Genomic DNA, 22110 nt, shown 5'->3' on the forward strand with positions numbered 1-22110 from the left:
GGAGATTTTAATGAGATAAAGAGCGATTATATTTCGTTTGAACGACACGTTACGATACACTTCTTTTATTTCATCACAAAGGTATTTTTTTATTGTGAAATTTGAATTTGGGGGACGCAGAATTTAAAAAGAAAACTCCTGATTGTCGGGAAGCATTTCCGTATTTTCAATTTCTTATTAAAATGCTTCTTTTTGTTTCTGTTTCTCGTAAAAAGAGTTACTTTTGCTTCCAAATTAGAAAAATACATTCACAGAACTAAAATTTTATAAGTTATGGCAATAACTAAGATTGATGACATTTACGAATTATTGAAGGGTAATACCCGGAAAAAACGGTTGGTTGTAGCTTTTGCTAATGATAGCCACTCTATCGAAGCCGTTCATAAGGCAGTTGAAATGGGAATTGTTGAGGCTACGTTGTGTGGTGACGAAAACGAAATTAAAAAGGTATGTACAGAGCACGGATATGATATTTCACAATTTAAAATTGTTCACGAACCGGTAGATACGAAGGCTGCAGCCTTGGCCGTAAAGATGGTGCGGGATAAGGAAGCTGATATTATCATGAAAGGGCTGGTAAGTACGGATAAGTATATGCGTGCTATCCTTAACAAAGATTGTGGATTATTACCTCCGAAGGCAACGTTGTCTCACGTGGCAGTTATGGAGTGTCCGAATTATCATAAGCTATTGATCGCAAGTGATGCCGCTATTATACCGGCTCCGGATATGAATCAAAAATTGGCTATCGTGAAATATGTAAGTCAGATTGCCAATGCGTTAGGAATAGCTCGTCCGAAAGTAGCCTTGATTTCCGCTACCGAGCAGGTTTTGCCTAAGGTGGAATCGACGATGGATGCTGCCGTGATTGCAAAGATGGGAGAGAGGGGGCAATTAGGAAATATTGATATAGACGGACCTTTGGCATTGGATGTCGCTATCGATAAAGAGGCTGCTCAAATAAAGAAGATTACTTCTCCCGTAGCCGGAGAGGCCGATTGTTTGGTTTTCCCGAACATTGAGGCTGGTAATGTGTTTTATAAAACCAACACTAAATTGGCAAATGCCCGTCAGGGAGCAATCTTGGTAGGTGCTACCGCTCCGAGCGTACTTTCATCCCGGGGAGATAGTGTGGATGCTAAATTGAATTCCATCGCTTTGGCTGCTATTTTTGCAAAATAAGTGAGGTGCTGATCGATATAAGTAAATAGCCGAAGTCTCTTACGAACTTCGGCTATTTGATTTATTTAAAAACAACTAACTATTCCTCGATGATTACGATTTTAGTGATCACGTCTCGGGGACGAATGGCATCGATCACCTCCAATCCCTCGTACACTTTCCCGAAACAGGTATGTTTTCTATCCAGGTGTGCGGTATTTTGGCGGTTGCAACAGATAAAAAATTGAGATCCGCCGGTGTCCCGTCCTGCATGGGCCATGGATAAAACTCCCCGGTCGTGGTATTGATTATCCCCATCAAGTTCACATTTAATCGTGTACCCCGGTCCTCCGGCACCCGTACCGTCTGGACACCCTCCTTGAATGACAAAATTAGGAATTACCCGATGGAATGTCAGTCCGTCGTAAAACCCGGATTTGGCCAGTTTCACAAAATTGGCAACTGTATTCGGGGCATCTTTTTCATAAAAACGAACTTTCATAACTCCTTTTTCTGTGTGTATTTCTGCTCTGTACATACGTAATTAAGTTTGATTTTTCATGACAAAAGTAGAGGAATAAAAAGAGGCTCGCAAATCTATTTCGGTATTTAACTCTTAGAATGGCATCTTATCGAATTTTCATTTTTACCGGGAAAAACGGAATAGAAAATTAGTTATTTTTGCGACGAAAAGTAAGTTGAATTATGGAAGTGAGAAGAAATATTGAAGTTTTTGTGGCGAAATTACCCCGGATTATTTTATTGTGTGTGGTACTGTTTTTAATTTCTCGCAATTTTAAAGAAGAAAAAAAAATAAATAACGGTTCGAGAGAAGAGAAACAAGAGATTAGGATTCCGGAAGATTCCATACGAAAATATTTTCCTCGTTATACGGGATTGGAACGAATCTCTCCGGTGGAATACGATGTAAAAGAGGGAGAGAAAGAAGTGGGGAAACTAATATTGACCACGCCCGTTGCGGATGATCTGATCGGCTATGCCGGCCCGGTACCTCTATTTTTGGCGGTATCCGACGAAGGTATCGTATCGGGATTGACTTTATTGGAGAATAATGAATCCCGAGGTTTTGTGAGACGTTTGGAGAAAAGAGGTTTTTTTGATAGTTGGAATGGGAAGCGGATAGAAGAGGTAGGAAAAATGGAGGTTGAAGCCGTTAGTGGTGCGACCTTAACCAGTGAGGCCGTTCGAATGGGGGTCAAGAGAGCCGTGGGAGAATATTTGAATGAACAGGATCATCGGGGAAATGACAACGTGTTGACTTTATTGCGTCACGTGTTAGGAGGAGTGGTCGTACTCTTTGCTATCGTCAGTTTGTTTCGGGGAGCAAGCATGAAAAAATACAGATCGGCTTTACAAGTTGCGTCTATTTTAATACTTGGTTTTTGGAGCGGTAGTTTTATATCTTTGGAACTGTTATACGGTTGGTTGTTGAATGGAATTCCGTGGGGGGTACGCGTGTTGCTGCCGGTAATTGCGTTGTTAGCGGTGATATGCCCGCTATTTTTTAACCGCTCTTATTATTGTGCTTATCTATGTCCTTTCGGGTCTGCACAGGAATTAATGGGGAAGGTACGGAGAAAAAAGATAACCTTCGGGAGAAGAGTGAAAATGGTTTTAAAATATACCCGGATCACATTCTTTTTGGGAATTATGGGCTTATTGTTGTGGGGTATTCCGTTGGATTTAACCTCTCTTGAACCGTTTTCTGCTTTTTTGGTATCGGTGGCATCAGGAGGAATGATCGCTTTCGCGCTGACTTGTCTGTTAATTTCAGTCTTCATTAGCCGTCCTTGGTGTAACTATTTTTGTCCTACGGGGGAATTTTTGGATATTTTAAGGCGAACTCCGGGAAAAGAAGGGGGGAAACAACGAAGGGAGACGTGGCAGGAATGGTTGTCTGTCACTGTTTTCTTGCTTCTTTTATGGTTTGTATTAAGCTAAGAAAAAAAATAGAAACTTTTTTATCGAAACATTTGATAGTTTGAATAAAAAGTGCGTTATTTGCATCCTGTTTGGAAAGCGTTTATAAAAATATTGAGAGATGTCAAGAATTTGTCAAATAACCGGAAAAAAGGCGATGGTTGGTAACCATGTATCTCACTCTAAAAGAAGAGTTAAGAGAACATTCGCGATCAACTTGTTTCAGAGAAATTTTTATTGGCCGGAAGAGGATAGATGGATACGTTTAAATGTATCTGCTGCCGGATTGCGCCTGATCAACAAGAAAGGCTTGAGCCATTGTTTGAGAGAGGCTACTGCCAATGGTTTAATTAAGAACGTATAAAATTAAAAGAAATGGCAAAGAAAAGCAAAGGTAACAGAATACAGGTGATTCTGGAGTGTACCGAGCAGAAAGAATCCGGGGTTCCGGGAATGTCTCGTTATATCACTACCAAGAATAGAAAAAACACCACCGAGAGATTGGAATTACGTAAGTACAATCCCTATTTGAAAAGAGTAACTTTACACAGAGAAATAAAATAATAGACTATGGCAAAGAAGGTTGTTGCAACATTAAAGACAGGAGATGGTCGGGGATTTGCAAAAGTTATCAAAATGGTAAAGTCTCCCAAAACCGGTGCGTACACGTTCAAAGAACAAATGGTTCCTAATGAACAAGTAAAAGATTTTTTAAAGAAATAAATCTTTGTGATTAATATATAAAAAAGAGCATTCGTAAGAATGCTCTTTTTTGTTGACGGAATGAAATGGCTTGTCTGTGTTTTTTATGAAAAAATTGTGAAATCAATTTGAGGTATAAACATAATACTTTTAAAGAGAAATATTTGGTGTTTATAATCAGTTAGTTATTGGTCGGTAAGAAAAAAAAGAGTGTTTTTCTTCATTTTTTTCCCTTGAAGCTGTAACCTTTAACGCTTCGATTCCGTTAAAGACGGTATATTAGATGATGATATAAGACTTATGATTTATTTTTAGCTGTTATTAGATTGAATCATCTAGCATAAGAGAGGGGATAGCTTTGACGGAGGTTTAAGCTGATTTTCCGATTGAGTTCTTGAAAATACTGAAATATATACCACGGGACACCACGCACACACACCACACACACACACAGACGCACGCACACACACATACAACATCTTTTCGTCAGTCCCATTATATTTCATTTCGAGAGGAAACGGAAAATCCCTCCCATTTTTTTATTTCCCATAAATATAGAAATCTTCCATTTATTTACGATTAAGCGGTCAAAAAACATTGCGATCGGCTGATTCATTTAAAATTTACAATCTACATTTAGAATTGTCAATTATCACTTATTCTTTTCCTTTTTCAATTGTTTCCTGTATTTTTGTAAGTTATTTATATTGGAGAGCAAGTATGGGATATAAAGAAGAAGGCGAGAATATAGTTATATACGGAGCGCGGGAACATAATTTGAAGAATATAGATGTAGTGATTCCCCGTAATAAATTGACGGTAGTGACGGGCTTGAGTGGGAGTGGCAAGTCTTCCTTGGCTTTTGATACGATATACGCGGAGGGACAACGACGTTACCTGGAAACTTTTTCTGCCTATGCCCGTCGTTTTTTGGGCGGGATGGAACGTCCCGATGTGGATAAGATAACGGGATTGAGTCCGGTTATCTCTATCGAACAAAAGACAACCAACAAGAATCCCCGCTCTACTGTGGGGACGACTACTGAAATATACGACTTCTTCCGGTTGTTATTTGCCCGGGCGGGAGTAGCTTATTCTTATGCCACCGGTAGTAAGATGGTAAAATATACGGATGAGCGGATTTTGGAATTGTTGCAGCAGGATTTTGCCGGAAAAAGAATTCTTTTATTGGCTCCGGTGGTAAAGGGGCGTAAAGGACACTACAAAGAACTATTCGAGAATTTAAGGAAAAAGGGATTTATTTCTGCACGAGTGGACGGGAAGATTATGGAGATTCTTCCTGGAATGAGTGTGGACCGTTATAAAATTCATGATATCGAGATCGTTGTCGATAAAATCGTTATGCAGGATGTCGACTTGAAGCGTCTGAAGGCTTCCGTGGCGACAGCAATGAAAAATGGAAAAGGAGTCATGACGGTGAAGGACAATGAAAGTGACGAATTAAAATATTATAGTCGTCATTTAATGTGTCCTGACACGGGAATTTCTTATAAAGATCCGGCTCCCCACACGTTTTCTTTTAATTCTCCTCATGGTGCTTGTAAAAAGTGCAAAGGCTTGGGGTACATTAATTCTGTTGCGATAGAGAAGATTATTCCTGATGATTCGCTGTCTATCTATGCCGGGGGAATATTGCCCTTAGGAAAATATAAAGGATCTTTGATTTTTTATCAAATCGATACGATTTTAAAAAAACACGGTGCGGATATAAAACAACCGATTCGCGAGCTTCCAGAGGAGGCTTTGACTGATATATTGTACGGTTATCCGGGACAGTTCCGTTTGGAAAATACGGAAATCGGAGTCTCTTCCAATTTTTTAACCACCTACGAGGGTATTTTAAAATACGTCACGATACAGGAGGAGAATGCCACCTCTAAAAAAGCAAATAAATGGGCAGAGCAGTTTATTTCGGTAACGACTTGTGATGTTTGTAACGGTCAGCGTTTAAACCAGGAGGCTTTGCATTTTTATATAGGTGGGAAGAATATATCGGAGTTGGCCAATATGGAATTGGATGATTTGTACGTTTGGGTATGTAATGTTGAACAACATCTGGAATTAAAGCAAAAACAGATTGCCGGAGAGATATTGAAGGAGATACGGACTCGTTTGAAATTTATGTTGGATGTCGGGTTGGAATATCTTTCTTTAAACCGTCAGTCGATGACTCTTTCCGGAGGTGAGTCCCAGCGTATTCGATTGGCCACACAGATCGGATCTCAGCTGGTAAATGTACTTTATATTTTGGACGAGCCCAGTATCGGCTTGCATCAGAAAGATAACAGGAAATTGATTCGTTCTTTGCAAGAGCTGCGGGATGCGGGGAATTCGGTGATCGTGGTGGAACATGACAAAGAGATGATGGAAAATGCCGATTATATTGTGGATTTGGGACCTAAAGCCGGTAGAAAAGGGGGGGAGATTATGGCGATAGGTACATTCGATGATATTAGGAGAAGCAGTAGCCTCACGGCTCAGTATCTAAAGGGTATTAGAGAGATTACCGTACCGTCTGAACGTCGGCAGGGAAACGGGAAAAAGATCAGTCTGAAAGGGTGTACCGGAAATAATTTAAAGAATGTGGATGTCGATTTCCCTTTAGGGAAGCTGATCTGCGTTACCGGGGTAAGCGGTAGCGGAAAGTCCTCTTTGGTGAACGGAACGCTTCATCCCATTTTGAGTGCTTATTTTTATCATTCGTTAGCAGAGCCTTTGCCTTATCGTGCTATTGATGGCATAGAGAATATAGATAAAGTCGTGGTGGTAGACCAAAGTCCGTTAGGAAAAAGCCCCCGATCTAATCCGGCGACCTACACGGGTATTTTCACCGATATCCGAAAGATATTCGAAAAATTACCGGAATCTCAAATCCGGGGATATACGGCGGGCCGCTTCTCGTTTAACGTGAGTGGTGGGCGTTGTGAAGCTTGCAAGGGGGCCGGGGTAAAAACGATAGAGATGAATTTTTTACCGGATGTTTACGTGCATTGTGATGAATGCGATGGAAAACGGTATAATAAGGAGACTTTAGAGGTTCGTTATAAAGGGAAGTCTATCGGGGATGTATTGAATATGACCATCAATATGGCGGTGGAATTTTTTGAGAATTTGCCTCATTTACAGGCCAAATTGAAGGTTTTGCAGGATGTCGGTTTGGGATATGTTCAGATCGGACAACCTTGTACTACGTTAAGCGGTGGTGAATCGCAACGAATAAAATTAGCGGCGGAGCTGTCTAAAAAAGAGACGGGAAATACGTTGTATATATTGGATGAGCCTACGACTGGCCTGCATTTTGAGGATGTAAATATTTTGTTGGGAGTATTGCAGAAATTAGTGGATAAAGGAAATACCGTGATTGTGATCGAGCATAATCTCGATGTAATAAAGGTTGCCGATTATTTGATCGATATGGGGCCCGGCGGGGGAAAAAACGGGGGGGAAGTGGTGGTTACGGGGACCCCGGAAGAGGTGGCTTTAAGCCCGGACTCCGTGACAGCTCCTTTTTTGCGGAAAGAACTACATAGTAAGGAATGACTGTTATAAATGAAAAGATTCTGTGATTCCGGATTTCTTGATAGGAGGATTATTTCTAATAACTTAACAGTTATGTAATTGAATCACAGATTCTTATCCTGTTTTATGGATTCAATATTTGGGGTTTACGATTAAATCAAGGGTAAAATCCTTCATATAACGATTTAATTCATCTTCGGCTTTTTCAAGCGAATCAACTCCCCATCCGGGTTGTGTATAGTCGTGGTCTCCGTATTTTTTGTACCAGTGACTCAATATAACACCGTAATGGTTTTCGTCTCGTTTTAAAATCTTGGCTTTGATTTTATGGGTAAGGTCTTCCACCGTATATTCGAATTCCTTTATTACCTCGGCTTTTTCTATCTTAAGCATAATTCTTGTTTTATTTAGGTGATCCGTAATTTTTTATTTATCGGTCTTATGTATGATCGCTTTGATAAAATATACGCTTTGGAACTTTTAAACGTTTCGTTTTGTTTGTTTATTTTCAAGCGGAATGAAAATTATTCTCCGATACGAAGCTTATTATTTAAAAAGTCATATATATTTGTATTTCAATGGGGGATTGACGATCTGGTAGAAGGAGCTTTTAAAACGGCAAGCTTGTCCGACGAAGATAAACAGAATCTGTTGACCCGTCATTAGGTTGTCGTTCTAAAATAGGTAGGCTTACGGGTTAATTCCTTGGCGGTAAAGAATATAAATGGAAAAATCAGTCGGATGCAGACATGAAGAGTTATGAATTAAGGCCTTGGAGATTATCCGATTGCCGGTCGCTGGCCGAATATGCCGATAACATACGTGTATGGAATAATTTGCGGGATGGTTTTCCATCCCCTTACACGGAGGAGGATGCCCGGGAGTATATTGAAAGTACTTTATCGAAGGGGTGCGTGCAGGATTTTGCTATTGTCATTGACGGGAAGGCTATTGGCGGTATCGGTTTTATTCCGCAGAGTGATGTGGAGCGATACAGTGCGGAGATCGGATATTGGTTGGGAGAGCCTTACTGGGGGCAAGGAATAATGAGCGGGATCGTATTCCGGTTCGTGGAGTATATTTTCACAACAACGGAGTTGGTGCGCCTATATGCTTCCGTTTTCGATTATAACACGGCCTCCCGGAGGGTATTGGAAAAGTGTGGTTTTCGATTGGTGGGAATTATGCGTAAAGCGGTTCGGAAAAATGACCGATGGGCGGATATGTGTTGTTACGAGATGCTTAAGTCTTCGGAAAAGTAAGCCCGAAAGGACGGTTCCCGGTACGGAACGAGTGATTTAGGATTGTTTTTCAGGAAGATATCTCCAGAAACGGGCAGGTAGATTCCTACGATGTAGCTTGGGATTCAATCGTTCTTTAATTGTAATCGATTTAAAGTACTCTTTCCAAAGGCGTTGGAATAGTTTTTCGTCCCGGTCCATCAGGTTTTCATCCAGGATGCCGGTAAGCAGATGGTTTTCTTTGGTATCGAAACGCACTTCGGTAACGGTAGTCAAGTCGTAGTAGTAGCCGTACTCTCTTTTCAGATCGTAGATCAGCCATTTTTGATCGGAAAAACGGTCTTGAAGGTGTTTTAAGGTTAATGAGAGTACGTTATAGAGCGGTTTTAAGGCCGCAAAGAAAGTGCCGTCTGCGGCTTTTTGAAATCGTAAGAATTGAACGACTCGAAGGCGTTCATTGTTTACTTTTTTGGCATTTTTGGTTATTTCCAATACATCCGGATCGCTGAAATTTAATTCGATGGAAGTGGGTGCATCGATAGCCTTGTGTATATAGCGGAATAGTAAAAGGTCGATTTCCGGTAGTTCGGACAACCAGTTCATGACTAATGTCGATAGGGCGGGAGCGGAGAGTTTCTTTTGAAGGGCATTCCATACCCGATTGCTTCTTTTTTCATCGGTAACGACGGCATAGGTCTCGTCGTAAAACAAGGGTAGGGGCTCACCTTCTCCTTTTAGCATGTCGGGGAACGAACGTCTGCTGTAAGCGTCGAATACGGCGGTAAGAAGGCCTTCGAATGTTTTATCGTATATATAAATAACCATTTCTAATATTGAAAAGGGATCACTAATTGGCGATCGTCTATTTTACGGTTGGACGGCCGGGTTAAAATACGTCGTACGGTTTCTGGTTGTATTTCATGGATGGTTTGTGTCGGCAACTCATGGCAGGTAATGAAATATTGAGCTTTTTTCATCACGACTCCGATTTGTTTCAGATGAGTGGCTCCCAACCGGGAGTGGCGTCGTGCCGCAACAATCATTTGAGCCGATTTGACTCCTAAGCCGGGAACCCGGAGTAACATTTCATAGTCGGCCCGGTTGATGTCGATAGGGAATACTTCCGGATGACGTAAAGCCCACGATAGTTTGGGATCAACTTCCAGATCCAAGTCAGGATAGGCATCGTTGACGATCTCGTTAACGGAGAAGTGGTAGAAACGAAGCAGCCAGTCGGCTTGATACAGACGATTCTCCCGTACCAATGGAGGCTGTTTTAACATGGGAAGCCGATTGTCGTAACTGTTTACGGGGACATATCCCGAATAATACACTCTTTTCATCGTGGGACGTTTGTACAAGGCGGAAGAGAGATAGAGGATATCTTTGTCGCTGTCGTCTGTTGCCCCGATAATCATTTGCGTACTCTGTCCGGCCGGGGCAAAATGCGGCGCGTGGCGAAATTTTTTTCGTTCTTCTGCGTGCTGGAGTACTCCCTGCTGGATATAGCGCATGGGAGTGAAGACACTTTGAAAATCTTTTTCCGGGGCTATAATCTTCAGACTCTCTTCTTTCGGGATCTCGATATTTACACTTAACCTATCGGCATAGAGACCGGCTTCGTTTACCAGTTCTCGACTGGCACCCGGGATACTTTTCAGATGAATATACCCGTTGAATCGGTATTTTTGTCTCAGATCCTTGACTACTCTCACCAGACGTTCCATCGTGTAATCGGGATTACGGACGACTCCCGAACTAAGAAAAAGTCCTTCAATATAGTTTCTCCGGTAAAATTCTATCGTTAGATTCACAAGCTCCGTGACGGAAAAAGTGGCCCTTTTCAGATCGTTGCTGCGACGATTGATGCAATAAGCACAGTCGTACATGCAATTATTCGTCAGCATGATCTTCAATAGAGAGATACAGCGTCCGTCTTCCGCAAAACTATGACATATCCCCCAACCTTCGGCACTTCCGATCTCTCCTTTTTTGTGCGAGCGGGAGGTACCGCTGGATGCGCAGGATACATCGTATTTGGCAGATTCTGCCAGTATTTTTAGTTTTTCGAGAACACTTTCCTCCATAATAACGGTTTTCTATCTCCGGTTGATCTTTTACAAAGATAAATGCTTACCGTTATTTCGGTAGATAAAAAGGAAGAATTAACGTTAAAATAACCCACAGGGACGGGTACAAAGTGCTATTTAATTGTAAATTAAAAAATTCTGAGATTAGGAGATTGAGTGATTTTGTGATTGGAGATTTGTCTTGTCCTAAAAAAAGTTTACATTTTAATCTAAAATTTTTCTTTTATTTTTCATCGTCCTACAATGACTTTACACGTTATAATCTGTCGCTATCTAATCCTATAATAGTTTGTCACGTGTGACGTATCTGCCTATACATATCTCTTGAATATTTAGCTATATGATATATTCGTGAAAATAATTTTAAATAACAAAATGATACATAATCCCCGGATGTCTACTAAGGAAATCACAATCACGAAAAAACGAAGACTTTTCAATTGTTCCAAAATAACCGAATGGAGAACAATTCCTTTGTTAATATGCAAAATCTTTTTCGGTGTGACACAGGCTATTCTTCTTCATTCTTTTCATTAATTACCGATAGTGTCCCCAAAAGTGTTCAATCCAGACGATACTTTTCAAATCGTAACAGACTGATTCAATAAATGTTCCAATGTACTTTTGATAAAAATGTGTGAAGAATATTGAAAATACACCAATTTAGTTCTATCTTTATAGCAAGAAGTGATTTCGGAGGAGAATGTAAATATATAAAAATAATGAATATGAGAGCATGGCAAATCGTTGTGGCTTACGAGAGTAAGCTGGTAAAGAGGAACTGGTTGTTCCGCCTTTTTATCGTGGGAGTATTGGGCTACATTTTGGTGTCTCTCGTCCCGTGGGACATTCGGCGGGAAATATGGAGAAATATAGCGTTCGCATCCTCTCTCCCGACGAGAGGGGTTTATTTCCTGAACTTGTTCCAGTCTTTGGTCGTGGTGCTCCTAACTTGTGATATGCAGAGGAAAAGGAATAAAGCGGAAAGCCGGGAAATACTTTCAGTGAAGCCGTTAAGCAACAGCCAATTTTTTTGGGCGGAATTAGCGGGTATGGCACTCCCTTTTTTGATCGCGGATGGCGTTTTCATGGCGTTTTGCCTGTTCATTCATTTGATGATTCCAGATTCACCGGTGAACCCGTGGGTGTACTTGTCCTTCTTGTTGAAAGACGTGTTGCCGACATTCGTGTTCGTGACGGGACTGTCGTTGCTGGCGAATAGGATTCTGCGACATCCTTTCGTGAGTTGGCTCGTGCTGACCGTGTTCCTTTGCACGTCGTATGCTTACCTGACAAAACCACTTCACGGGATACTGGATTTCCGGGGAAGCCTGTTGCCGGAATCTTTTTCCTCGATCGTGGGGTTTATGCATTCCGACGTGTGCCTGTTGCAACGGGGAATGTTCTTGTTGCTGGGGCTGGGATTGTTGTGCGTGGCAGTTCCTTTCACGAGGCGGTTGTCCGAAATGCCGGGACGAAAAGTGTTTTACCACGCAGCAGGTTGTTTGTTGCTGATGTCAGCCGTGGGGACGGGATACGTTTATATCGATAAGTTCCAGACCCGCCGGGAGAACCGGGAAGCGTACCGGGAGGTTTTCTCCCGTTACGAGGCTTATCCCAAGGTGCGAATCTTAACACACGGGATTACGTATGTGCCGGGAGAAGAGGATTTCTCTGCCACGAGCCGGATGACGGTGGTGAACCGGAAAGCAGAGAGGATGGAGCAGTTGATCTTGTTCTTGAACCCCGGGTTGGAAATCAGCAAGCTGAAGTCGGGGGAAGAGAAAGTGCCCTTTCGGCGGGACCGACAGGCAGTGGTGGTCGAACGATCGCTGGCTCCCGGGGATAGTGTGGTGCTGGAGATAGAGTACGGCGGATGTATCGACGAGGATATTTACCAGGTGGACATCGATGAAGAGGATTATTTTGCTCCCGAGCGGCCATTGACAAAGGTGGATCGGTACGGGAAACGTTCCGCGTTCGTGTCGGGGGATTACACGCTACTCATCCCGGAGGTGTTGTGGTACCCGGCGGCAGTGGCCCCGGTAGCGTTGCAGCCGTCACGAGAAACGAATTTCACGGATTACACGCTGTGCGTGAAGAATCCCGGCAGGCAGGTAGTCTTGTCGCAGGGCATCCCGGAGGAAGTAGAGGACGAGGTGAGATTCCGTAATTTGCAGTCGTTGACCGGTCTGTCGCTTTGCATGGGAGATTACGTGAAGCGGTCGGTGACGGCAGACTCCATCACGGTAGAGTTCTACACGTACCCGGGCAATGATTTTTACTTGAAGCCGTTTGACGGTTGGATGGATGAAATCGCAAAATACCCGAACGCAAAGGAGTACCGGAAGGAGTTGGTGAACAAGTGCCGCAATCGCATAGAGGGAAGCATGCCTAACCCGTACCCGTTCAGGTTTCTTAAATTAGTGGAGGCTCCTTCCTCTTTTCTTTACCAGCATTCATTCCATAATAACATCCAGCCGGAAATGGCGTTTTTCGGGGAACGGATGTTGGAAGAATCTTATAAACCGGGAGCCCCTTCCGTTGACAGATTAAGAGATATGAATAAACAGGAATACCTGTTATTCAATGATTTTCCTTTTTTCCTTGACGATATACACGCAGATCGGCTTTTCTCTGATTTCCACTGGAGCGTTGCTTCCGACAGGTACGCGGGGATAGACATGTTGTTCGGTAAAATGGCAAATCCGTCGCTTGACAAGTTGATTTTGTTCCCGTCGATGCTGGATAGTATCACGAAAGGAGGATTGGAGGGACTAATCCGGAGAGGGTATTCGCGGGGATACGATAAATTGATTAGCATGAAAGTTTCGCAGTTGCTGGCTTATCTGACGACGATTACCGGCTGGGATTCGTTGAGGGCATACACCCGGGAGTTCTATGAGAGTGCCCGTTTCCGGGAAGTGGATTTTGATTTGTTCATGGAGGGGTTCCGCGAGCGTTTCGGGCGGGACATCAGGCCATTCGTGGATGACTGGTACACGACGCGAGAGATACCGCGGCTGGTGATAAAGGACTTGACATACCGGCAAACGGGGGAGGTGCAGGCAGTCGATTTTAAAGTGGGCAATACCGGAGAGGTAGACGGGTGCGTTTCGGTAATTGAAGCTTTTTCTGATGATTACGGGAGGTGGATTATTGGCGATTGGCGGAGCTTCCCGGTCAAACCGGGGGAATACAAGCGGATCGTGGCCCACGAGGTTAACGGATACTCTTTTTTCTTGTCCACCAATTTTTCGAGACGCGTCCCCGAACGTATTGAGTTCCATGGCACCTCGTTATGGAAGGGAGACATTCCCGCTGAGCGTGTCGTCCCGCTTGACAAGAACCAGTTTTATCCTCCCGGTGAAATTATCGTCGATAACGAGGACGAGGGTTTTCATTTGATCGATTCTTCGGGAAACAGGTTAAAACGACTGGCGGAACAGTTGGCAGAAGACAATATGAAAGATTATAATTATGGCATTAATGCTAAGAAGCACACGTGGGGAAAGCCATGCATAGAAGTTGAATTTTACGGGGAAGAGGTCCATAGCGCCTTTACCAAAGTTGCCGGGAACGGAAGTTTTAAAGCGGAATGGATAGCGAATCTTCCGGAAGCGGGCAGGTACGAGATTTTTGTTTACCTGCCTGATGTTAGAGATGTAGACGCTCTTTATACCTATGAATCGAAGTACCCGGGAATGAAGAATTATTATACCGTCGATACCGCCGGAGGAAGTGAAAAAGTCGCGCGGGAGGTGGCAAAGGGAGATGCCGATTGGGTGTCTCTGGGTACGTTTGTTTTACCGGCGGGGGAATCCCGCGTTGTTTTGGATGACCGGGGTGTTCCTCCAGTTGATGATGAAGAGTATGCCCGGGAAGTAGTTTCAATTGGTGGTGACAAGCATGCCCAGTTGGTCGTGGCGGATGCGGTAAAATGGGTAAAAGTAAAGTAGGTCGGAAAGAGTATTATAAAAAGCCAACCATGAATTAGTTGGCTTTTTATAAATGATACTTTTTTGAAATAGTATTACCTATTGGAGTAAGACCATTTCACTCGGTTTGGATGGCTCACCTTCTCCTTCAGCGTTTATGGCACTAACACGAAATTGAACATTTTTTCCTTCTAAAAGACCCACTAACCTTACTCTGAACAATTTTGCCTTAGAAGTCCACACATTCCATAATCCACCTTTATATCTATAACTAATGCGATAACGCATTATCGCACAACCGCCGTCATCATCCGGTGCAGTAAATTCAATTGTGCACCAATCTTTCCCAAAGTCAACGATCTCGGGTGTTCCGGGAGGTCCGGGAGGCCTACATACTGTTGCACTTATAAGTGTTACAGTCATTAAGCACAAACAGACAAGCATGGATGGCTTAAAAAAGTTTCGATTAATTTTCTTCATAGCTTGTTAATTTAATATGTTTATATTGCACAATATATAAAATTTATTGAAAATTTGCAAACAATATAATTAAAAAAAATACTACAATTAATACAAACTTATATCCATAAATATGGTTTATTTTAATTATACTTCATTTTTTTATTTTTCAGGTCACGCTTTTTGGGTAGTTACGGATTTCGAAAGTGCAAAACTGAAACAATGCCAGCACACTTTCCGATCTCCATTCCCTCCGAATACTTTCAGGAAACCCGAGATGGTTTCAGCAACTCTTTGCATTTGACCGACTGATATAGCAGTAGAAGATTCAAACGTGTTGAGGCTGTAATCAACGTGAAACTCATCCTTGTCCGTGTACAGATCTATATTCTTACTGATACTGATGTCATATTCGTCATAGACTTCAACTTCACATGTAAAAGGAGCTTTCTCTCTCTATGGAAGCACACGGGGCCGGGGTAGTCATGTTCGGAAGAAAAAATTTAGTACAGATTTGTCTTTTTGTATATCTTCTTTTTTTAGTAACCCACAGGGACGGGTACAATGTGCTATTTAATTGTAAATTTTAGATTGACAATTGTAGAGTAAAAAATTCTGAGATTAGGAGATTGAGTGATTTTGTGATTGGATAGTCATAAATTGTGACCATAAACCTAAAGGGAAGGGGAAAGGGAAAAAAACGGAGAGGCATAAATAATGAACAGCGAACTGATAATTATAAATTGTGGATTAAAAGAATTCAACGATTTTGTGAATGGGATTGTAAAACACCTTGATAGCACTTAGGGACGGGGCAAAAGTGCTATCAAGGTGCGTTTAATTATTCGATTGCTATAACTGCAATCGTTAATCTACAATTGTCATTTCTTTTGGGGATATCCTACCGGGTTATTCATCAGAAGCAGTTGATGCTCCTTTAAGTTGAGGACTTTTTTCAATTTATCTTTGTCCATAGAGGCCCGGGGAACCGTAACCAAGTTGTTGGCTGCACAGAACAGATTGATATTTTGTGAAACGATTCCGGCATCCATAGCTGCCATTAACCGGATTTGTTCGTTATCGCCCATTCCGAAGCGGGAGATATCCGAAACCAAGATAAGGGAAACGGGAGCTGTTTGGACGAAATCCTGCTGGCCTCCGACTGCGGCCCGATGATCTCCTTCCGCTACGGGTTTTAAACTGTTTTTTTCCGCATCGTATAGATAAATTCCCTCGGGAAGGCAAACATAGATATCGACATCTTGTTTATTAAGAGCCGATGGGGCGGTACGTTTTTTTGAATCCGGTCTGTTGATGCCGTTAGCGGCCCATAAAAGATCGCTTAAATCCTGAGTGCTTAACGACTTATTAGAAAATTCCCTGACGGATTCCCGATCGTTCAAAGCTTGCATTAGGCTTGCTCCCCTTGTTTTATTCGGGGCATTTAGTTTAATCTCTTTCATGTTTTGGGCGTTTAGCGTGTTAGTCATGAATAAAATACCGATAAAAAAAAGATAATGTTTCATATTTTAGGGTTTTTAGTTAGGTAAAATAAAGCCGGACGGCTACGATAAGTAGAATCACAAGTAGAAAATATCGAATGTATTTCGCTCCCCATTTTATGCTGAAACGAATTCCGATCCAAGCTCCGAGCATATTTCCACAAGCGAGTATCAGTCCTGTTTTCAGATCGACCAATCCGTAATAGAAAAAAATACCCAAAGCAATGATGGTATAAAAAAGAACGATGAATAATTTGATCGCGTTGGCTTTTAACAGATCATAACCGCATCCTAATACCAATCCTGCCAATAGAAAAAAGCCTATTCCTATTTGAATAAAGCCTCCGTATATTCCAATGATGAAGAACACGATATGGCGTAGCCAGGGATTTTTTACTTTCGCCCGCTCCGCGTTGGCTTTTACCCAAGAGTTGGGATCCAACCATAGCATAAAAAACATAACGATCAATAGCCCGGCAATTACTTTGCGGAATATCTCCTCGTTGATATCCACGGCAATGAAAGCTCCTACAATGCTACCGAGAGCCACGGGCAATAAAAGTTTGGAATCGGTTTTAAAGTCGAGAATTTTTTTTTGTTTGAAGCTACCCACGGATACTATGTTTTGAAATAAAATAGCGACACGGTTTGTCGCGTTGGCCACATTGGCCGGCAGTCCGATGAAAATTAAGAAGGGAACCACTAACATGGAACCTCCCCCGGCGAAGGTGTTGATAAATCCTGCTGCCGTACCGAGTAAAATAGTAATCAAAGCTTCCGTCAGACTCATGATCATAGTATTTACCATACAAAGTTAGGATTTTCCGGGGAAAAGAATTAATAATTCGAGGGTATTATCAGATAGGTTTGAATCTAAAGAGAAATCGAAAGTTTTATTCGAACGGTATTAAAAGACCCGTTTGACAATTTCTTGAATATTGTCCGATTTTCCCATGGTATAGTAGTGTACCGCCGGTGCTCCTTGTCGGATCAGTTCCTGGCTTTGGGCAATACACCATTCGATACCTACCCGGTAGACCTCTTTATTCGAACGACATCGCCGGATGGCTCGTTCTAACTCTTCCGGAATATCGAGATTGAAAGAGCGGGGGAGGTTTTCCAAGTGTTTAAAGGAGGAGATCGGCTTTAGTCCCGGGATAATGGGCACCGAGATGCCGATAGCCCGGCATTTTTCGACAAAAGAGAAATAGTTGTCGTTATCGAAAAACATTTGCGTAACAATGTAATCCGCTCCAGCGTCTACTTTTCGCTTGAGGTTTTCGATATCACTGACCGGATTAGGTGCTTCGTAATGTTTTTCAGGATAGCCTGCCACACCGATGCAAAAATTGGTGGGGACGGCATCGGTAAGCGTGTCGTCCAAGTATTTCCCTTGATTCATCCTTGCGATTTGTTCTACCAGTTCGCAACTGTATTTATGTCCGTCTTCTTCGGGAGTAAAATAGCGTTGTCCGGAAACAGGATCTCCCCGTAGAGCCATAACATTTTCAATATCGAGAAAATTTAAATCGATCAAATCGTTCTCGATCGAATGACGGGTAGCTCCCCCGCATACGATATGAGGGACGACTTCCACGGGATAGCGTTTCATAATGGCCGCGGATAAAGCAACTGATCCCGGGCGTTTGGTGACTGTTACCTTCACGATGGAACCGTCGGCTCGTTCCCGGTATTCTTGCTCGTCCCGGTGAAAGGTTATGTTGATAAAAGGTGGAGCGAATTTTATCAATGGTTCAATGGCTTCGTATATTCGGTGTATGTCTCCGCCTCTGAGAGGAGGTACCAGTTCAAAAGAAAATATCGGGCGGTCCGATTTCCTGAGTATATCAATGACTTTCATGGTCGTATTATTTAAGGGTTGAGATGTCCCTTTGGAAGTAATCTTACATTTATCATTCGTAAGATCGCTTCTCAAAAGAATTCAAAATAGATTACGTTACGTTTCTTTCTTTTTATACGTTTATCTGTTCAGTAATTTTTTGCCTTCTTCGAGTGAGATCCCTCTACGTCGGCAATAGTCCGCGAACTGATCGTCTCCGATTTTACCGATACTGAAATAACGGGCTTCGGGATGGGCGATCAGTAATCCGCACAGACTTGTCGTAGGGTTTATGGCATACGAAGAGGTCAGGTGAACTCCGATCTCTTCGGTTGCATTCAGTAGTTCGAACACATCTTTTTTTAGCGAGTGGTCGGGGCAAGCCGGGTAACCGAACGCGGGGCGAATCACATGTAATCCTTCGTTAAGTTGTTCCTGCATCCATTCCGCGCAGGCTTCCGCGATTCGTGCGGCCAGACTTTCCCGCAGCAATTGCTCGAACTCGCGACACGAACAGGAGGGATGTAAATCGGCCACCTTCAAACAGAAGAGTCCGATACTGTTTTTCCCCTCGGCTTTAGGCGTAATAAAATCGGCAAGGGAGATGCATTCGCTTCGCGGGGCCTGTTGGCGTAGCATCGGGAGACGATGTCCACCGTCTAAAACAATGTCGTCGTTTTCCGAATAAGCATCGTAAAAGCGTGCGATTAGGGAGACATCAAACTCTTTTTTAACGATAATTTCTTCCAACATCTTCATGGCTGCCTCGTAGGTTTTTTCAGCCTCTTCATTGGTAAATAGGATTTCGGGATATTTCCCTTTGAACCCCCAGAAATGAAAGAAAGGGGTCCAATCGATGCGGTTGACGAAATTTTCCACGTTTATGTGTTTTCCGGTCAAATGGTGTTCTCCGAATTCCGGTGGAGGATAAGAGTTCCTGTCAAAGAGCGGAGCTTTTCCTCTGGCCTCCTGCAAAGATAGTAACGGGGCGGATTTCGAATTATAGTGCTGTCGTATCTCTTCCTGCTTTTCTTTAATTTTTGCTATTGTTTTCTCCTTATCTTTTAGGAGTTGTTTTAGGATGGTTACCGTGCGGGAGGCGTCTCCGCCTTCCGTAACGCAATAATCGTATAAAGGTGCTAATTTCACCGCCGTGTGTACCGATGAGGTAGTTGCTCCCCCGACGATTAGCGGTATTTCCAATTGCTCTTTTTGCAATAGCTTGCATAACTCTTCCATCTCTCCAAGGGAAGGCGTGATCAATCCGCTAACCCCGATAAAGTCGGCTTTTTCTCGTTTGGCAGCTTCCACGATGGTAGGGTGATCGATCATAACTCCCAGATCGATCACATCGATGTTGTTGCAGGAGAGTACGGTATGTACAATATTTTTACCGATATCGTGTACGTCTCCTTTCACTGTCGCGAGTATAATCTTAGGTTTCCTCGCGGATACCCGGGTATTATTCGTGTTGTAACGCTCGATTTCCGGTTGCAAACGGGCGACGGCCTCTTTCATAACTTTGGCGGATTTTACGACTTGGGGTAAAAACATTTTACCTTCCCCGAATAATTGGCCTACCCGTTCCATTCCGTTCATCAAGGGTTTCTCTATAATTTCTATCGGAGAAGTATAGCAACCGATAGCCTCTTGAAGGTCTTCTTGTAAATAGTCGGTAATTCCTTTACTTAAGGCATAGGCCAAGCGATCTTCTAATGAATGGGAACGCCACTCTTTTGCTTCGTGCTGTTTGATTGTCGTGTCTGACATTTTGTACTTCTCCACAATGGAAATCAGGTTTTCTGTGGCTTCCGGTTTCCGGTTTAGTACCACGTCTTCTACTGCGTTTAAAAGTTCCGGCTCGATCTCGTCGTATACCCGTAACAACGAGGGATTGACAATCGCCATATCCAATCCTGCTTGAACGGCATGGTAAAGGAAGACCGAATGCATGGCTTCCCGGATCGGATTGTTTCCACGAAAGGAGAAAGAGAGATTGGATATTCCTCCGGAAGTATGAGCTCCTCTTAGATGATCTTTTATCCATCGTACCGCTCGGATGAAATCCACCGCGTAGTTGTTGTGTTCCTCTACTCCGGTTCCGATAGCTAAAACATTGACATCAAAGATAATATCTTCAGGAGGAAATTGTAGTTGTCGTGTTAATAAACGAAATGCTCGGTCTGCGATAGTAATTTTCCGTTCGAAGGTGGTGGCCTGTCCGGCCTCATCGAAAGCCATAACAACGACTGCCGCACCCAAGCGGTGTATTTCCCGTGCTTTGGTTAAAAACTCGGTTTCTCCCTCTTTCAGACTGATGGAATTGACAATGCATTTCCCTTGAGCATTCTTTAATCCGGCCAGAAGAGTATACCAATCCGAAGAGTCAATCATAAAAGCAGCTTTGGCGACATCCGGTTCGTTACCGATGATTCGAACGAAACGTTCCATCTCGGTAACACTGTCGAGTAGAGCATCATCCATGTTGATATCGATCACGGAGGCTCCGTCGGCGATTTGCTCACGGGCGATAGAAGCGGCTTCCTGGTATTTTTTCTCCCGGATAAGGCGGGCAAACCGGGCCGATCCGGCCACATTCGTACGTTCGCCGATATTGGTAAAATTAGTTTTGGATACATCGATCGTGACGGAATCCAACCCGCTAACCTTAAGGAGGGGATGTACTAATGGCGGTTTTCTGGGAGGAACTGTTCTCAGTGCAGTGGCGATAGCCCGGATATGCTGCGGGGTGGTTCCGCAACATCCACCTGCAATATTGATTAGCCCTTCTTCTGCCATTTTTCGGAGTTGCTTGGCTGTATAGTCCGGCGATTCGTCATACTCACCCGTTTCGTTCGGTAGGCCTGCATTCGGATAAACACTCAGGAAACAGGGAATCTTGTTGGCCATTTCCTTTAAAAAAAGATGCAGGTCTTTTGCCCCGAAAGAGCAATTCAATCCGAAGCTTAGGATCGGGTAGTGGGAGAGGGCGATGAAGAGAGCTTCTATGGTTTGTCCGGTTAAGGTTCGTCCACTGCGATCGTTTACGGTAGCTGAAAGCATGACCGGAAGTTTACTCCCTTTTTCTTCTTGTACTTTCTTGATGGCATAAAGTGCTGCTTTGGCATTTAATCCGTCGTATATGGTTTCGACCAATAACAAATGCACACCACCGTCAACGAGTCCTCGTACCTGGATCTCATAAGCGGCTGCTAAGGTATCAAAATCGATACTCCGGAATTCGGGTTGTTCGGGATCAGGCGATAGCGTTAAGGATTTTGAAGTAGGACCGATACTTCCGGCAACGTAAATTTTCCGTTCCGTGTGGTTCCTTGCCACCTCGACCGCAATACGTGCTCCCTCCGCGTTGAGTTGATATACCCGGTCCGAGCACCCGTAATCTTCCTGCGATATGGCGTTCGCATTAAAGGTATTGGTTTCAATAATATCGGCTCCAGCCTCTATGTAACTCTCGTGTATTTCTCGAATAATATCCGGGCGGGTAAGGTTTAGGATGTCATTGTTGCCTTTTAATGGAAGCGGATGATCGGTGAATAGCTCTCCCCGAAAATCTTTTTCACTCAAACGGTATTGCTGTAGGGCAGTTCCGGTTGCTCCGTCCAGTATCAGTATTCTTTTATGTAGTTCTGTTCTTATATCCATGATAAAGAATGGTTTATTTGCATGAAGCCAAAG

18 protein-coding genes are annotated in these 22110 nt (G+C 43.1%); 9 read left to right on the forward strand and 9 right to left on the reverse strand.

Translation table 11 applies throughout. The annotated features are described in order from the left end of the window. Nucleotides 1-273: 273 nt before the first annotated feature. A complete protein-coding gene (locus PGR74_RS01290; protein ID WP_041503815.1) occupies nt 274-1182 on the forward strand; it encodes a phosphate acyltransferase in 909 nt (302 codons plus the stop codon). 79 nt (nt 1183-1261) lie between these two features. On the opposite strand, the gene PGR74_RS01295 is transcribed toward PGR74_RS01290, so the two are convergent. Next, nucleotides 1262-1699: a peptidylprolyl isomerase gene (locus tag PGR74_RS01295; RefSeq protein ID WP_041503814.1), complete on the reverse strand. Its 438-nt coding sequence runs from the start codon at nt 1697-1699 to the stop codon at nt 1262-1264. A gap of 167 nt (nt 1700-1866) precedes the next feature. Between PGR74_RS01295 and PGR74_RS01300 the strand changes: the two genes are divergently transcribed. The 5 genes from PGR74_RS01300 (at nt 1867) to uvrA (ending at nt 7365) form a co-directional block, all read left to right on the forward strand. Next, nucleotides 1867-3123: a 4Fe-4S binding protein gene (locus tag PGR74_RS01300; RefSeq protein ID WP_110688378.1), complete on the forward strand. Its 1257-nt coding sequence runs from the start codon at nt 1867-1869 to the stop codon at nt 3121-3123. A 100-nt stretch (nt 3124-3223) separates the two neighbouring features. Next, the gene (gene rpmB, locus PGR74_RS01305) at nt 3224-3466 is read left to right on the forward strand and encodes a 50S ribosomal protein L28 (protein ID WP_041503812.1); all 243 of its coding nucleotides are present in this window, start codon (nt 3224-3226) and stop codon (nt 3464-3466) included. An 11-nt stretch (nt 3467-3477) separates the two neighbouring features. Further along, nucleotides 3478-3666, forward strand: coding sequence for a 50S ribosomal protein L33 (gene rpmG / locus PGR74_RS01310; RefSeq protein ID WP_041503811.1), 189 nt, complete (start codon nt 3478-3480; stop codon nt 3664-3666). Between the two features lie 6 nt (nt 3667-3672). Then, a complete protein-coding gene (locus tag PGR74_RS01315; RefSeq protein ID WP_082027486.1) occupies nt 3673-3825 on the forward strand; it encodes a DUF4295 domain-containing protein in 153 nt (50 codons plus the stop codon). Between the two features lie 699 nt (nt 3826-4524). After that, a complete protein-coding gene (uvrA, locus tag PGR74_RS01320; protein WP_041505016.1) occupies nt 4525-7365 on the forward strand; it encodes an excinuclease ABC subunit UvrA in 2841 nt (946 codons plus the stop codon). A 111-nt stretch (nt 7366-7476) separates the two neighbouring features. On the opposite strand, the gene PGR74_RS01325 is transcribed toward uvrA, so the two are convergent. After that, complete coding sequence (locus tag PGR74_RS01325; protein WP_041503810.1) at nt 7477-7737, reverse strand: hypothetical protein; 261 nt, start codon at nt 7735-7737, stop codon at nt 7477-7479. A gap of 48 nt (nt 7738-7785) precedes the next feature. Here PGR74_RS01325 and PGR74_RS01330 point away from each other — a divergent pair, with 48 nt between their 5' ends. Both PGR74_RS01330 and PGR74_RS01335 read left to right on the forward strand, forming a co-directional pair. Continuing rightward, entirely contained in the window at nt 7786-8010 is a 225-nt protein-coding gene (locus PGR74_RS01330; protein WP_041503809.1) for a hypothetical protein, read from the forward strand. Nucleotides 8011-8093: 83 nt separating this feature from the next. Continuing rightward, nucleotides 8094-8606, forward strand: a complete 513-nt coding sequence (locus PGR74_RS01335) for a GNAT family N-acetyltransferase (protein ID WP_041503808.1) — start codon at nt 8094-8096, stop codon at nt 8604-8606. A gap of 36 nt (nt 8607-8642) precedes the next feature. Here the strand turns inward: PGR74_RS01335 and PGR74_RS01340 are convergent, their stop codons facing one another. Together PGR74_RS01340 and PGR74_RS01345 are read right to left on the reverse strand one after the other, a co-directional pair. Further along, nucleotides 8643-9410 carry a TIGR03915 family putative DNA repair protein gene (locus tag PGR74_RS01340; protein ID WP_041503807.1) on the reverse strand — a complete coding sequence of 256 codons (768 nt, stop codon included), beginning with the start codon at nt 9408-9410 and terminating at the stop codon, nt 8643-8645. A 2-nt stretch (nt 9411-9412) separates the two neighbouring features. Beyond that, a complete protein-coding gene (locus tag PGR74_RS01345; RefSeq protein ID WP_270516618.1) occupies nt 9413-10672 on the reverse strand; it encodes a putative DNA modification/repair radical SAM protein in 1260 nt (419 codons plus the stop codon). A 731-nt stretch (nt 10673-11403) separates the two neighbouring features. On the opposite strand from PGR74_RS01345, the gene PGR74_RS01350 reads away from it, so the two are divergent. After that, complete coding sequence (locus tag PGR74_RS01350) at nt 11404-14634, forward strand: golvesin C-terminal-like domain-containing protein (RefSeq protein WP_270516619.1); 3231 nt, start codon at nt 11404-11406, stop codon at nt 14632-14634. Between the two features lie 78 nt (nt 14635-14712). Here PGR74_RS01350 and PGR74_RS01355 read toward each other — a convergent pair whose 3' ends face one another. The 5 genes from PGR74_RS01355 to metH form a co-directional block, all read right to left on the reverse strand. Then, a complete protein-coding gene (locus PGR74_RS01355; protein ID WP_041504952.1) occupies nt 14713-15093 on the reverse strand; it encodes a fibronectin type III domain-containing protein in 381 nt (126 codons plus the stop codon). Between the two features lie 860 nt (nt 15094-15953). Next, nucleotides 15954-16598 carry a SagB/ThcOx family dehydrogenase gene (locus PGR74_RS01360; protein WP_041503803.1) on the reverse strand — a complete coding sequence of 215 codons (645 nt, stop codon included), beginning with the start codon at nt 16596-16598 and terminating at the stop codon, nt 15954-15956. Nucleotides 16599-16614: 16 nt separating this feature from the next. Beyond that, nucleotides 16615-17382, reverse strand: a complete 768-nt coding sequence (locus tag PGR74_RS01365; RefSeq protein ID WP_235375080.1) for a sulfite exporter TauE/SafE family protein — start codon at nt 17380-17382, stop codon at nt 16615-16617. 99 nt (nt 17383-17481) lie between these two features. Beyond that, on the reverse strand, nt 17482-18435 hold the full coding sequence (metF, locus tag PGR74_RS01370; RefSeq protein ID WP_041503802.1) for a methylenetetrahydrofolate reductase [NAD(P)H]: 954 nt from the start codon (nt 18433-18435) through the stop codon (nt 17482-17484). A 120-nt stretch (nt 18436-18555) separates the two neighbouring features. Beyond that, nucleotides 18556-22077, reverse strand: a complete 3522-nt coding sequence (gene metH / locus PGR74_RS01375) for a methionine synthase (protein ID WP_270516620.1) — start codon at nt 22075-22077, stop codon at nt 18556-18558. Between the last annotated feature and the right edge of the window lie 33 nt (nt 22078-22110).

Source organism: Sanguibacteroides sp. AM78-02pH3A (assembly GCF_027666085.1).
Taxonomy (GTDB): domain Bacteria; phylum Bacteroidota; class Bacteroidia; order Bacteroidales; family Marinifilaceae; genus Gabonibacter; species Gabonibacter massiliensis.